Raw genomic sequence first — 13,160 nt, 5'->3', positions numbered from 1 at the left:
TGCGCGGGGTCAGACCCGCTCGATGATCGTCGCGGCGCCCATGCCGGAGGCGACGCAGAGGGTGGCGAGGCCGACCTCCCTGTCGCTGCGCTCCAGCTCGTCGAGCAGCGTGCCGATGATGATCGCGCCGGTGGCTCCCAGCGGGTGCCCCATGGCGATGGCGCCGCCGTTGACGTTGACGACCTCGGGCGAGACGTCGAAGGCCTGCTGGAAGCGCAGCACCACCGAGGAGAACGCCTCGTTGACCTCGAACAGGTCGATGTCGCCGATCTTCATGCCGCTGTCGGCCAGGATCTTCTCGGTCGCCGGCACCGGGCCGGTGAGCATGATCGTCGGGTCGGTGCCGATCTTGGCCGTGGCGCGGATCCGCGCGCGCGGCTTCAGGTCGTGCTTCTTGCCGAACTTCTTGGAGCCGATCAGGATCGCCGCCGAGCCGTCCACGATCCCCGAGGAATTGCCAGCGTGGTGGATGTGCCGGATCTCCTCCAGGTGCGGATATTTCATCAGCGCCACCTTGTCGAAGCCGGGCATCATCTTGCCCATCTGCTCGAAGGCGGGGTTTAGCGCGCCGAGCGCCTGCATGTCTGTGCCGGGGCGCATGTACTCGTCGTGATCGAGAATGGTCAGCCCGTTCTGATCCCGCACCGGCACGATGGACTTCGCGAAACGCCCATCGTCCCAGGCCGCCTTGGCGCGGCGCTGGCTTTCGACCGCCAGCGCATCCGCGTCATCGCGGGTGAAGCCGTACTCGGTCGCGATGATGTCGGCCGAAATACCCTGCGGCACGAAATAGGTCTCCATGGCGATGGAGGGGTCGACAGCGATCGCCGCCCCGTCCGATCCCATCGCAACGCGGCCCATCATCTCGACCCCGCCGGCGATATAGCCCTCGCCCGCGCCGCCGCGTACCTGGTTGGCGGCAAGGTTCACCGCCTCGATGCCGCTGGCGCAGAACCGGTTGATCGAGAGGCCGGGGATGCGCTCGTCAAGGTCGGAGGCCAGCACGGCGGTCCGCGCCAGGCAGCCGCCCTGCTCCATCACCTGGGTCGCGTTGCCCCAGATCACGTCTTCCACAGCATGGCCCTTGAGACCGTTGCGCTCCTTGATCGCGTTGAGCATCTGCGCCGAAAGCCGCGCCGCCGTCACCTCGTGAAGCGACCCGTCCTTCCGGCCCTTGCCGCGCGGGCTGCGCACGGCGTCGTAGATATAGGCTTCGGTCATGTCTGATCCTTCCTCTCAGGCCCGGTCCGCAGGGGAGCCGGGCATCAGGTCGTAGGGGTGTTTCCAGCCGGGCAGGTCCGCGATGCGGTCCAGCCAGGCGTCGATGTTGGGGTAGGCCTTTCGGTCGAAACCGAAGGGCTCGGGATAGAAGAGGTAGCCGCAATTGGCGATGTCGGCGATCGTGGGCCCATTGCCCACCAGCCAGTCCCGCCCCTCGAGGCAACCGTCCAGAACCTTCATCGCGGAGCCGTGCCGCGCGACGAGGTAGGCGTTGACGGCGTCGTTGCGCTTGTCCTCGGGCAGGAAGTTCATGTTGAACCGCACCGGCCCGCCGACACCGGAATTCTTGTGGTTGTCGAACAGCACCCAGCGCAGGATCTCCCGGCGCTCCGCCTCGTCGCGCCAGCCGAGCTTGCCCGACTTGCCGACCACGTAATCCTGGATCACGCCCGACTGCGTCAGCGTCAGATCGCCGTCCACCATCACCGGCACCTCCCCCATGGGATTGAGCGCCCGGTACTCCGGCGTCCGCGTCTCGCCGTGGAAGAAGTCCACGTAGACGGGCTCCCACTCGAGCCCGGACAGCTCCAGCGTCAGCGCCGCCTTGTAGGCGTTGCCGGATTCACCAAAGCAGTAGAGTCTGATCGTCATGCACGTTTCTCCTGGCCGCGCCGTCGGATTTGGGTATTTGGACCAAAAAGAAGAACGGGAAACGCGCCGTTAACCGCGTTCGGTCTAGCCTGACCGGGCGGTACAGGCTTGGGAGCCGATGACCGCCCAAGGAGACGCCCTGCCCCGCAGGCCCCGAGTGCGGCCCGGATCCGTGAACCGGCCGGGGGCAGGGTGCAATCCTTGGTCTTCTTGGCGAAAATACCCTCGCCGAAGGCGTTCCTCCCTATCCGATGTTCCTTGGTCAGCGTTTTCTGTCCGGCAGCTCCGCCTTGAACAGACGCAGCCGGTGCGGCAGCGCCTCGTCATCGGTGACGCTGCCGAAATGCTCGAAGAGGAAGCACAGCGCCTCGTCCTGCGAAAGCCCCGCCTCCTCGGAGAAGCGCCGGAGGGTGCGGTATGCATCCTCGCTCATGGCGACATTCAGGCGGCGGGTGAAGTGCAGGCGTTTGGGCATGTGCGTCCTTTCCGGTTCAGAAGGCCTCGGCGGCCAGGTCCATCACCGGCGCAGCGCCACTCTCGATGCGCGCGAGGTGCATCTTCGTGGCCGGAAGCTGGCGGGCCATGTAGTAGCGGCCGGTGGCCAGCTTGGTCTCGTAGAAGGACGCATTGCCCTCGCCCGAGGCGAGTGCCTCGGTCGCGGCCTTCGCCATGCGCGCCCACATCAGTCCAAGGCAGACATGGCCGAAAAGGTGCATGAAGTCATAGGACCCGGCGAGCGCGGCGTTCGGGTTCTTCATGCCGTTCTGCATGAAGAACATCCCCGCGGCCTGAAGATCCTTGCTGGCCGACTTCAGCGGCTCCAGGAAATCCTTCTTCAACGCCTCGTCGCCCTCGTTCTCCTTGATGAAACCCTTCACCAGCTCGAAGAAGCCCATCACGTGTTTGCCGCCGTCCGCGGCGAGCTTGCGGCCCACGAGGTCGAGCGCCTGGACGCCGTTGGCGCCTTCGTAGATCTGGGTGATGCGGGCGTCGCGGACGAACTGCGACATGCCCCATTCCTCGATGTAGCCGTGGCCGCCATAGACCTGCTGGGCCTGCACGGTCATGTCCAGCCCCCTGTCGGTCAGGAAGCCCTTGAGCACCGGGGTCAGCAGCGAGATCAGCCCCTCGGCCTCGGCATCGCCGGAGCGGTGGGACTTGTCGAGCAGATAGGCACCCCAGAGCATGAAGGCGCGCGCGCCCTCGACGAAGCTCTTCTGGTCAAGCAGGTTGCGGCGGATATCGGGGTGCACGATCAGCGGATCGGCCGGCCCGTCGGGGTTCTCCGCGCCGGTGACGGCACGACCCTGCAACCGGTCCTTGGCGTAGATCACCGCGTTCTGGTAGGCGGCCTCGGCCTGAGCCATGCCTTGCATCGCCACCCCGAGGCGGGCCTCGTTCATCATGGTGAACATCGCCCGCATCCCCTTGTGCTCCTGCCCCAGCAGGTAGCCCTCGGCCTCGTCGTAGTTCATGACGCAGGTCGAGTTGCCGTGGATGCCCATCTTCTCTTCGAGCTTGCCGACGGACACGCCATTGCGGGCGCCGATGTTGCCTTCGTCATCGACGAGGAACTTCGGCACGATGAAGAGCGACACGCCCTTGATGCCCTCAGGGCCACCCGGGATTTTGGCGAGAACGAGATGGACGACGTTCTCCGACATGTCGTGGTCGCCGGCGGAGATGAAGATCTTCTGGCCCGAGATCCGGTAGGACCCGTCCTCCTGCGGCACAGCCTTGGTGCGCATGAGGCCCAGGTCCGTGCCGCAATGCGGCTCGGTCAGGTTCATGGTGCCGGTCCACTCACAGGAGACCATCTTCGGCAGCCACTTGGCCTTCTGCGCATCGGTGCCGTGGGCATGGATCGCCGAATATGCGCCATGGGTCAGGCCCTGGTACATCGTGAAGGCCTGGTTCGCGCCGGAGAACAGCTCCCCGACGGCGGTTCCGAGGAGGACGGGCATGCCCTGCCCGCCATACTCGGGGTCGCAGTCCAGCGCGGTCCAGCCGCCCTGTTTCATCTGCTCGAAGGCGTCCTTGAACCCCGAGGGGGTGCGGACAACACCGTTCTCGAGCACACAGCCCTCCGCGTCGCCCACGGCATTCAGCGGTGCGAGCACGTTTCCGGCAATCTTTCCGGCCTCTTCGAGCACGGCGGCGGTGAAGTCCGCCTCAAGCTCGTCGTAGCCGGGAATGTCCTGCGCGGATGCCTTCAGCAGCGCGTGCAGGACAAATTGAATGTCGTTCACAGGGGCCGTGTAGCTCGGCATTTCTCGGTGTCCTCCCTCGGGGTATCACAGTGATTACTCCGCCGCCTCCTTGGAGGTCAGCGACTCGAGCATCTGCTTGCCCCAGTCCAACTGGGATTTGAGCTCGTCGATCGCCTCGTCAAGCTCGCTGCGCTGACGCTCCATGTCGGCCAGGCGTGCGGTGGCCAGCTCATAGGTCTTGGAGAGCTGGGTGACCTGCTGGTCACCAATGTCGTAGAGGTCGAGAAGCTGCCGGATCTCCTCCAGGCTGAAACCGAAGCGCTTGCCGCGCAGGATCAGCTTGAGCCGGGCGCGGTCGCGGCGGGTGAAAAGCCGCTTGGTGCCCTGGCGGATCGGGAACAGCAGTTCCTTCGCCTCGTAGAAACGCAACGTGCGCGGCGTTACATCGTAAGCGTCGCACATTTCCCGGATTGTCATCAGGTCTTCGGTCATCGTCATCTTTCTCCGCCGTCCGCGGATTCCCAATTTGACCCCGGTTTGCGTTCGGGGTCTTCCTACATCAAGGCTTGACGTGCGCGTAAGCCAAACGCTGCGTCACACCTCATCTCTCAAGAATTGGCTGGCTGGCGAACCGACCCCGCAGGGGTGTTCGTCTTGCTTGCCGAAAGGGTTTCGGGGCCCGTTCTCATGACGGACTGCTGCAGTCCGATCATGTCTTCACGCCGGCCGTCTGGTCCCGAAGCTGTTGAAGGTCGGCGATGGTTTCGGCCAACTCCGCCTGCTGTCGGCGCAGGTCGGCAAGCTGCCGGTCGGCGAGTTCGACCCAGGCATCGAGCTGCGGGCCGGTTCCGTGTTCCTCGTAGATGAGCAGCCACTGGCGGATCTCCTCAAGGCTGAACCCGAACCTCCGCCCACGCAGAATCAGCGTCATCCGGGCCACCTCGCGCGGGTGATACCACCGCGTGCGGCCGTCCTTTTCCGGTTGCAGAAGCTCGATGTACTCATAGTACCGCAACGTCCGGGGCGTCACCTCGAACTTCGCGCACATTTCCTTGAAACTGAGCCTAGATCCAGGCACCCCGAACCACTCCCTGCTGCCTCTTTACCCAAGGGTAAGCCTCCCGTGAGCAATGTTCAATGGGGGAAGAACAGGATTCCCGCCCTTGCGCGACGCCTCGCTGAACTCGATAAGCGCAAGAGGAATCGCAATGCGGAGCGAGCCGATGGACAGCACCATGAGCAGTCGGACCTTCATCGAGGCCCTGCCCTTCTCGAAGGCCCTCGGGATGAAGCTGGAGGCGATTGGCGAGGGGCATGCGATCATATCCATGCCCTATGACGAACGGCTGATCGGCGATCCGCGGACCGGGGTAATCCACGGCGGGGCGGTCTCGGCCCTGATGGACACCACGAGCGGCGCGTCGGTGATGTCCGCCAAGGGCGGCTCCGGCGTGACCGCGACGCTCGACCTGCGGATCGACTACATGCGCCCCGCCCGGCCCGGCCAGCGGATCACCTGCGAGGCTTTCTGCTACCACACCACCCGCACCGTGGCCTTCGTCCGCGCCACCGCGACGGACGAGGAGGACGGTTCGCCTGTGGCCTCCTCGGTCGGCGCCTTCACCTTCCAGCGGAAGGAGGCGCGGTCATGAGCGGCGCGAAACGGCCGGAACCGGTCCAGGTGATCAAGGAACGGCGCGACCGGGCGCTGCATGCGCTGGTCGCAGGCGTGCCCTACATCTCGTTTCTCGGGATCGAGTTCGACCGCAAGGGCGACGAACTCACCGCGATCCTGCCCTATCGCGACGCCCATATCGGCAACCCGGTGCTGCCGGCGCTGCACGGCGGGGCGACGGCGTCCTTCCTGGAGGTCACTGCCATCGTCGGCCTCGGCTGGTCGATCCTCTGGGAAGAGATCGAGACCGGCGCGGTCGACCTCGCCGAGATCGGGCCCGACTGGATGCCGCGCCTGCCCAAGACCATCGACATGACCGTCGACTACCTGCGCACCGGCCTGCCGCGCGATGCCTATGCCCGCGCCCGCGTCAACCGCTCCGGCCGCCGCTACGCCAGCGTCCACGTTGAAGCCTGGCAGGACAACCGCGCGCGCCTCTTCGCCCAGGCCACCGGCCACTTCCTGATGCCCACCCGTGACTGACGCGGCGCTCGGAACGGGACCGGTCTCGCACCGGCGCATCCTCGCGGTGGCGCTGCCCATCGTACTCTCCAACGCGACCGTGCCGATCCTCGGGATCGTCGACACCGGTGTCGTGGGCCAGCTCGGCGAAGCTGCCCCGATCGGCGCAGTCGGCATCGGCGCGATCATCCTGACCACGATCTACTGGATCTTCGGTTTCCTGCGGATGGGCACAACCGGGCTGGTGGGACAGGCGCATGGCGCCGGCAATTCGGCCGAGGTCGCGGCGCTCCTCACCCGTGCGATCCTGATCGCCTGGACGGCGGGGCTTGTCCTGATCCTGCTGCAAAAGCCGATCTTTGCCGGCGCCTTCATGATCTCGCCCGCCTCGGAGGAGGTCGAGACGCTGGCCCGGCAATACATGTCGATCCGCGTCTGGTCCTCGCCTGCCGCCATCGCCGTCTTCGGCTTCACCGGCTGGCTGATCGCGCAGGAGCGCACGCGCTCTGTTCTGGCAATCCAGCTCGCCATGAACGGCCTCAACATCGGGCTCGATTTCCTCTTCGTGCTCGGCTTCGACTGGGGCGTCCAGGGCGTGGCCTATGCGACCTTCATCGCCGAATGGTCGGGCATGGCGCTGGCCATCTGGCTCTGCCGCGACGCCTTCGCGATCCCCTCCTGGCGCGACCCCGCCCGGGTCTTCGACCGCGAACGGCTGGTCCACATGGCCTCGGTCAACACCGACATCCTGATCCGCTCGCTGCTGTTGCAGATCGTCTTCGTCTCGTTCCTGTTCTACGGTGCCGATCTGGGCGACGTGGAGCTGGCCGCCAACCAGGTGTTGCTGCAATTTCTCGAGGTCACCGCCTACGCGATGGACGGCTTCGCCTTCGCCGCCGAGGCGCTGGTCGCCCAGGCGCTCGGGGCGCGCCGTCGCGACCTGCTGCGCCGGAGCGCGATCGCGACGAGCCAATGGGGCATCGGCAGCTGCGTGGTGCTTTCGCTCGCCTTCGCGGGTTTCGGCGGCGCGATCATCGACACCATGACCACCGCCGAGGACGTGCGCGCGGCGGCGCGGCTCTACCTGCCCTGGATGGCGCTCGCGCCGCTGCTCGGCGGGCCGGCGTGGATGCTCGACGGCATCTTCATCGGCGCCACCCGCTCGCGGGACATGCGCAACATGATGATCGTCTCGGTGGCGATCTACGGCGCCGCGCTGGCCGTCCTGATGCCGGCCTTCGGCAACCACGGGCTCTGGATGGCGCTGCTGATCTCCTTCGTTGCCCGCGGCGCGACGCTCGGCACCCGCTACGGCGCGCTGGAGCGGACCGCGGTCGTCGGCTGACCGCGGCCCGCCCGGCGATCAGGCCTTGAGCGGCGTGGCGCCTGTCTCGAGCCGTGTGATCTTGCCGTCCTTCAGGCTGTAGGCCGCGAGAACGGCCTCGCGAGAACCGTCGGGATAATCGTTGATCGAGTGGACGACCATGATGTCGTCGTTCTCGTAGACGCAGCGCTCCTCCCCGAAACTGCCGCCGTTCTGCATCATGTTGTCCAGCAGATCGGTGATCTCGGCCTTGTTCATCGTCGTGCCGCTCTGGTGCCGCACGAAAACGCAATCCTCCGCCATCAGATCGGTATAAGCCTTCACGTCGCGAGCGCGTCTCGCGGCAGCCATCTTCTCGAATATGGCCATGGTGGTCCTCCCCTTGCCAGTCAGATCCGACTTCTTGTTGGAGACTCGTTACGGACGGGCGCGCCCGTCGCCGTGGCAACGGGGGAAGTATAGCACAGGTGAGGTATCGGACCGATATGCGCCCTGCGGGGCTCAGGCGCCCACCGCCTCGGCGACGGTGGCAAAGCCGTCGCGTTCCAGCAGCGCCTCCAGATCGCGCAGGATCGTCTCCACCAGCCCGATCCCGCCATAGACCAGCGCCGTGTAGAGCTGCACCGCCGTCGCCCCGGCGCGGATCTTGGCATAGGCCTGCGCGCCCGAGCCGACGCCGCCGACGCCGATCAGCGGGATCGCCCCGCCGGTCTCCGCGTGGAGTCGCGCCAGAACGGCAGTGGATTTCTTGAACAGCGGCGCGCCCGACAGCCCGCCCGTCTCGGCGGCATGGCCCCCGCGCAACCCCTCGCGGGAGAGCGTGGTGTTGGTGGCGACGATGCCGTCGATGCCGACCTGCCCCGCAACGGTCGCAATGTCGGCGATCTCTGCCTCGGTCAGGTCCGGCGCGATCTTGAGGAAGATCGGGATCGGCCGCGCCAGCCCGTCACGCACCCCGAGCACGCCGCGCAACAGCGTCTCGAGCGCCTCCTTGCCCTGCAGGTCCCGCAGATTCTCGGTGTTGGGCGAGGAGACGTTGACGGTCGCGAAATCGAGCATCGGCCCGCAGGTCTCCAGCACCGTGGCGAAATCGGCCGCCCGGTCGGCGCTGTCCTTGTTGGCCCCGAGGTTCAGCCCGATCACCGTGCCCTGCGGCCGCTTCTCCAGCCGCGCCGCCATCGCCGCCATGCCCTCATTGTTGAAGCCGAACCGGTTGATGACGGCATGGTCCTCCGGCAGGCGGAAGAGCCGCGGCTTCGGGTTGCCCGGCTGCGGCCGCGGCGTCGTCGCCCCGACCTCGAGGAAGCCGAACCCCGCCCGTGAGAGCGGACCGAGCGCGACAGCGTTCTTGTCCATCCCCGCCGCGAGCCCCACCGGGTTCGGCAGGTCGAGCCCGGCCAGTTGCACCCGCAGCCGCGGCGATGTGATCTGCCCCGGCAGCCGCACCAGCCCCGCGTTGAGCGCACGCAGCGACAGCCCGTGGCCGGTTTCGGGATCGAACATCCGGATCAGGCGCAGGCCCGCCTCGTCGTACCAGCTCACACCACGCCCTCGGGAAAGATATGTCCGCTGGCGCCCAGCGGCAGGGACTTGTCCCAGACCACGTCGCCGCTTTTCAGCGCCCGGTAGAGATGCGGGAACAGCGCCCCGCCGCGCGACGGCTCCCAGCGAAGTTCCGGTCCGAGCCGGTCGGTGTCGACCGCGACCAGCACGAGATCGCTCTCGGTCGAGAAATGTTTCGCCGCGGTCTCCGCCACCTGGTTCGCGGTGGACAGGTGGATGAAGCCGTCGGCGAGGTCGACGGGCGCGCCCAGGGTATGCCCTTCCCTGCGAAAGGATTCCCACTCGGCACGGCGGAAGATCTTGAATACCAGCATGCGAGACCTCTGCCCGCTGCGGGCCGCGCGGTCAAGCATCGGCGGCCCGGGCAGGGCACCTTTCCCTGTCGTCACGCACACGCTTGGGATTTGACCCGCCGGTCAAGGCCGTCCAATCTGAGCAAAACTTCAACAGGGAGATTCTTCATGCCCACGCGTTTTCTGACCACGGTAGCCACGACCGCGCTGCTCGCCAGCCCAGCCGCCGCCGATTACACGCTGCACATCCTTCACATCAACGACCTGCACAGCCGCCTCGAACCGATCAACAAGTACGACTCGACCTGCTCGGCCGAGGACGAGGCGGAAGGCGCGTGCTTCGGCGGTGTCGCGCGGCTCAAGACCCTGATCGACAGCAAGCGCGCCGAACTTGACGGCCAGAACGTCGTGACACTCGACGCGGGCGACCAGTTCCAGGGCTCGCTGATGTACACCACCTACAAGGGCGCGGCCGAGGCCGAGTTCATGGAAGCCATCGGTTTCGACGCCATGGCCGTGGGCAACCACGAGTTCGACGACGGCCCCGCGGCGCTCTCCGCCTTCGCCGACAAGGTCAGCTTCCCGATCATCTCCGGCAACCTCGACCTGACGAAAGAAGACCTGCTGAAGGACAAGATCGGCAACGCCGTCGTGCTCGAAGTGGGCGGCGAAAAGATCGGCCTCGTCTCCGCGCTGGCGACCGACACCGCCGAGACCGCCTCGCCCGGCCCCAATGTCGGCTTCGAGGACGAAATCGCTGCGCTCACCGCCGATGTCGCGGCGCTGGAAGCCGAGGGCGTCAACAAGATCATCGCGCTGACCCACGTCGGCTTGCCCAAGGACATCGAAATCGCTCGCGCTGTGCCGGGGATCGACCTCGTCGTCGGCGGCCACTCGCACACCTATCTCTCGGCCTCCGACCCCAGCCGCAAGGGCGCCTACCCGACCTGGGTCAGCCAGGAGGACGGCACACTGGTGCCGGTCGTGCAGGCCTATGCCTATTCGAAATACCTCGGCCATCTCGAGGCGACCTTCGATGACGACGGCAAGCTCGTCTACGCCGCGGGCGACACGATCCTGATCGACAATTCCGTCGAGATGGACGCCGAGATCGACGCGCGGGTGAAGGAACTCGCCGGCCCGATCGAGGAGATCAAGCAGAAGGTCGTCGCAGAGAGTGCCGACATGATCGACGGCAGCCGCGAGAACTGCCGCGCCATGGAATGCCAGATGGGCAACCTGGTGGCCGACGCCATGCTCGACCGCGTCCGCGACCAGGGCGTGCAGATCGCGATCCAGAACGGCGGCGGCCTGCGGGCCTCGATCGACAGCGGCGAGGTGACGATGGGCGAGGTGCTGACCGTGCTTCCGTTCCAGAACACCATCGCGACCTTCGAACTGTCCGGCGCCGACGTGATCGCCGCGTTGGAGAACGGCCTCAGCCAGGTCGAGGAAGGCGCCGGCCGTTTCCCGCAGGTCTCCGGCCTGAAATATTCCTGGGACAAGGAAGCCGAGCCCGGCAGCCGCGTGCTCGAGGTGCAGGTCATGGAAGGCGACGCCTGGGCGCCTCTCGACCCCGAGAAGGTCTATGGCGTCGTGTCCAACAACTACATGCGCTCCGGCGGCGACGGGTACCGGATCTTTGCCGACAATGGCATGAACGCCTATGACTTCGGCCCCGGTCTCGAGATCGTTGTGGCGGACTACCTCGCCGAGAAGGGCCCTTACACGCCCTATCTCGACGGCCGCATCACCGAAGTCGACTGAGCCTTCGATCCTTGTGTCGGAAACACGGAGCGGCGGCACCCCCGCCGCTCCTTTCATTCCAAAGGGGCGGTTCCGTTCCCCCCGGTGGCGAAACCGGGTAATGTGCGCTCCATGTGCGGACGCCTCGTGAACACCATGCCCGTCGATGCCATGGCCCGACTTTTCGGGGCCGTGCCCTCCAACGACCTGCCGGACGAGCCGCGCTACAACATCTGCCCGACCAACCAGCTCAACGTCGCGGTCTCCGACGGTGGCCAGCGCCGGCTCCGCTCCATGCGGTGGGGCTTCCTGCCCCATTGGTACAAAAGCCCGACCGACGGCCCGCTGCTGATCAATGCACGCGCCGAAACCATCGCCGAGAAACCCGCCTTCCGCACCGCCGTGCGAGAGCGCCGTTGCCTGGTGCCGGCTGACGGGTTCTATGAATGGACCAAAGGCCCCGAGGGCGAGCGCCTTCCCTGGTACATCCACCGCGCCGGCGGTGTGCCGATGGTGATGGCGGGGATCTGGCAGGACTGGGAGCGGGAGGGCGATCGGCTGACCACGCTCGCCATCGTGACCTGCGAGGCGGGCAACGGAATGGAGAGCCTCCACCACCGGATGCCGGTGATCCTCGATCCGGCGGATTGGCCGATGTGGCTCGGCGAGGCCGGCAAGGGCGCGGCGCGGCTCATGCGACCGGCACCCGAAGGCAGCCTCTCCTGGCACCGCGTCGACCCGATCGTCAATTCCAACCGCGCACGGGGAGCGGAGCTCATCGCCCCGCTCGCCGCCTGACGCGACGCCTCAGACGCCTTCCGAGGATTGCGCCCAGATGTTAATGTCCTCTTCCGAGGACAGGCGGTCGATCTCGGCCAGTTCCTCGTCGGTGAACTCGAGGTTCTCGACCACCTTCGCACAATCCACAACCTGCTCGGGCTTGCTCGCCCCGATCAGCGCCGTGGTGATCCCGCCGCCCCGGAGCACCCAGGCAATCGCCATCTGGGCCAGGGTCTGCCCCCGGCTTTCCGCCAGCGCGTTGAGGTTGCGGATGCTCTGCAGCGCGCTCTCGGTGAGGAACCAGTCCCGGAATGAGCCACCCTTGGTCGCGCGGCTCCCCTCGGGCACGCCCTTGAGATACTTGTTGGTCAGCATTCCCTGCGCCAGCGGCGAGAAGGCGATTGAGCCGACGCCGAGCTCGGACAGCGTCTCCCGGAGCCCGTCACGCTCGACCCAGCGGTTGAGCATCGAATAGCTCGGCTGGTGAATCAGGCAGGGCACGCCGAGATCCTTCAGGATCGCCACAGCTTCCCGCGTCCGCGCCGAATTGTAGGACGAGATCCCGACATACAACGCCTTTCCCGCACTTACGATGTCGGCCAGCGCCCCCATGGTCTCCTCAAGCGGCGTGTTGGGGTCGAAACGGTGGGAATAGAAGATGTCGACATAGTCGAGCCCCATCCGCTTCAGACTCTGGTCGCAGCTTGCGATCAGGTATTTGCGGCTGCCCATCTCACCATAGGGACCGTCCCACATCCGGTAGCCGGCCTTGGAGGAGATGATCATCTCGTCCCGATGGTCGCGGAAATCGGTCCGCAGCAACTCACCGAAGGCTTCTTCGGCCGAGCCCGGCGGCGGGCCGTAGTTGTTGGCGAGGTCGAAATGGGTGATCCCGTGATCGAAGGCCGTGCGGCAGATGTCGCGCTTGGTCTGGTGTGGCGTGTCATGTCCGAAATTGTGCCAGAGCCCGAGCGAGATCGCGGGCAGCATCAGACCGGACTGGCCACAACGACGATATTTCATGCGCTCGTAACGGTCGGCGGCGGCGACATAGGTCATGGCTCTCTCTCCCGGGATTGCTGGCGCGGAAACTCGCACCCTGTCACGCGGCACCCTCGCGAAAACATCGGAGGATTTCAAGTTGGTCCTGAAGTGCGATGACGGCGTCCCAAACGTGAACAGCCCCGGTTGGCATTATCCAACTGGGGCTGTTTTTTGTATTGTATCGTTTATAG

The 13,160-nt window shown here is 66.1% G+C and carries 15 protein-coding genes; 5 read left to right on the top strand and 10 right to left on the bottom strand.

Annotated elements, in window-relative coordinates; genetic code table 11:
• Positions 1 to 9 precede the first annotated feature (9 nt).
• The 6 genes from ACFQ2S_RS16165 to ACFQ2S_RS16140 form a co-directional block, all read right to left on the bottom strand.
• Positions 10 to 1,221: an acetyl-CoA C-acetyltransferase gene (locus ACFQ2S_RS16165; protein WP_386076012.1), complete on the bottom strand. Its 1,212-nt coding sequence runs from the start codon at positions 1,219 to 1,221 to the stop codon at positions 10 to 12.
• 15 nt (positions 1,222 to 1,236) lie between these two features.
• A complete protein-coding gene (locus tag ACFQ2S_RS16160) occupies positions 1,237 to 1,872 on the bottom strand; it encodes a glutathione S-transferase family protein (RefSeq protein WP_386076010.1) in 636 nt (211 codons plus the stop codon).
• A 262-nt stretch (positions 1,873 to 2,134) separates the two neighbouring features.
• Positions 2,135 to 2,347 (bottom strand): hypothetical protein, encoded by a 213-nt coding sequence (locus tag ACFQ2S_RS16155; RefSeq protein WP_089235423.1) that lies wholly within the window; start codon positions 2,345 to 2,347, stop codon positions 2,135 to 2,137.
• A gap of 16 nt (positions 2,348 to 2,363) precedes the next feature.
• A complete protein-coding gene (locus tag ACFQ2S_RS16150) occupies positions 2,364 to 4,142 on the bottom strand; it encodes an acyl-CoA dehydrogenase C-terminal domain-containing protein (protein ID WP_386076009.1) in 1,779 nt (592 codons plus the stop codon).
• A gap of 33 nt (positions 4,143 to 4,175) precedes the next feature.
• Positions 4,176 to 4,574: a MerR family transcriptional regulator gene (locus tag ACFQ2S_RS16145; RefSeq protein ID WP_089235460.1), complete on the bottom strand. Its 399-nt coding sequence runs from the start codon at positions 4,572 to 4,574 to the stop codon at positions 4,176 to 4,178.
• A 217-nt stretch (positions 4,575 to 4,791) separates the two neighbouring features.
• Positions 4,792 to 5,130 carry a MerR family transcriptional regulator gene (locus ACFQ2S_RS16140; protein ID WP_386076064.1) on the bottom strand — a complete coding sequence of 113 codons (339 nt, stop codon included), beginning with the start codon at positions 5,128 to 5,130 and terminating at the stop codon, positions 4,792 to 4,794.
• 187 nt (positions 5,131 to 5,317) lie between these two features.
• Between ACFQ2S_RS16140 and ACFQ2S_RS16135 the strand changes: the two genes are divergently transcribed.
• The 3 genes from ACFQ2S_RS16135 to ACFQ2S_RS16125 are packed head-to-tail and all read left to right on the top strand — an operon-like array spanning position 5,318 to position 7,564.
• On the top strand, positions 5,318 to 5,734 hold the full coding sequence (locus tag ACFQ2S_RS16135) for a PaaI family thioesterase (protein WP_386076007.1): 417 nt from the start codon (positions 5,318 to 5,320) through the stop codon (positions 5,732 to 5,734).
• Positions 5,731 to 6,240 (top strand): PaaI family thioesterase, encoded by a 510-nt coding sequence (locus ACFQ2S_RS16130; protein ID WP_386076005.1) that lies wholly within the window; start codon positions 5,731 to 5,733, stop codon positions 6,238 to 6,240. The genes ACFQ2S_RS16135 and ACFQ2S_RS16130 overlap by 4 nt, the downstream gene beginning before the upstream one ends.
• Positions 6,233 to 7,564: an MATE family efflux transporter gene (locus ACFQ2S_RS16125; protein ID WP_386076003.1), complete on the top strand. Its 1,332-nt coding sequence runs from the start codon at positions 6,233 to 6,235 to the stop codon at positions 7,562 to 7,564. The genes ACFQ2S_RS16130 and ACFQ2S_RS16125 overlap by 8 nt, the downstream gene beginning before the upstream one ends.
• Positions 7,565 to 7,582: 18 nt before the next feature.
• On the opposite strand, the gene ACFQ2S_RS16120 is transcribed toward ACFQ2S_RS16125, so the two are convergent.
• From ACFQ2S_RS16120 to ACFQ2S_RS16110, 3 genes are all read right to left on the bottom strand, one after another.
• Positions 7,583 to 7,912 carry a nuclear transport factor 2 family protein gene (locus ACFQ2S_RS16120; protein WP_386076002.1) on the bottom strand — a complete coding sequence of 110 codons (330 nt, stop codon included), beginning with the start codon at positions 7,910 to 7,912 and terminating at the stop codon, positions 7,583 to 7,585.
• 132 nt (positions 7,913 to 8,044) lie between these two features.
• The gene (locus ACFQ2S_RS16115) at positions 8,045 to 9,085 is read right to left on the bottom strand and encodes a quinone-dependent dihydroorotate dehydrogenase (RefSeq protein WP_386076000.1); all 1,041 of its coding nucleotides are present in this window, start codon (positions 9,083 to 9,085) and stop codon (positions 8,045 to 8,047) included.
• On the bottom strand, positions 9,082 to 9,420 hold the full coding sequence (locus tag ACFQ2S_RS16110) for a DUF952 domain-containing protein (RefSeq protein ID WP_386075998.1): 339 nt from the start codon (positions 9,418 to 9,420) through the stop codon (positions 9,082 to 9,084). The genes ACFQ2S_RS16115 and ACFQ2S_RS16110 overlap by 4 nt, the downstream gene beginning before the upstream one ends.
• 147 nt (positions 9,421 to 9,567) lie before the next feature.
• Between ACFQ2S_RS16110 and ACFQ2S_RS16105 the strand changes: the two genes are divergently transcribed.
• Together ACFQ2S_RS16105 and ACFQ2S_RS16100 are read left to right on the top strand one after the other, a co-directional pair.
• Entirely contained in the window at positions 9,568 to 11,166 is a 1,599-nt protein-coding gene (locus ACFQ2S_RS16105) for a bifunctional metallophosphatase/5'-nucleotidase (RefSeq protein WP_386075996.1), read from the top strand.
• A 111-nt stretch (positions 11,167 to 11,277) separates the two neighbouring features.
• Positions 11,278 to 11,943 carry an SOS response-associated peptidase gene (locus tag ACFQ2S_RS16100; RefSeq protein WP_386075994.1) on the top strand — a complete coding sequence of 222 codons (666 nt, stop codon included), beginning with the start codon at positions 11,278 to 11,280 and terminating at the stop codon, positions 11,941 to 11,943.
• 9 nt (positions 11,944 to 11,952) lie between these two features.
• Here ACFQ2S_RS16100 and mgrA read toward each other — a convergent pair whose 3' ends face one another.
• Positions 11,953 to 12,984 (bottom strand): L-glyceraldehyde 3-phosphate reductase, encoded by a 1,032-nt coding sequence (mgrA, locus tag ACFQ2S_RS16095; protein WP_386075992.1) that lies wholly within the window; start codon positions 12,982 to 12,984, stop codon positions 11,953 to 11,955.
• Between the last annotated feature and the right edge of the window lie 176 nt (positions 12,985 to 13,160).

This window comes from Tropicimonas aquimaris, from assembly GCF_042676185.1.
Lineage (GTDB): Bacteria > Pseudomonadota > Alphaproteobacteria > Rhodobacterales > Rhodobacteraceae > Tropicimonas > Tropicimonas aquimaris.
This window is presented reverse-complemented; position numbering and strand designations above follow the sequence as displayed.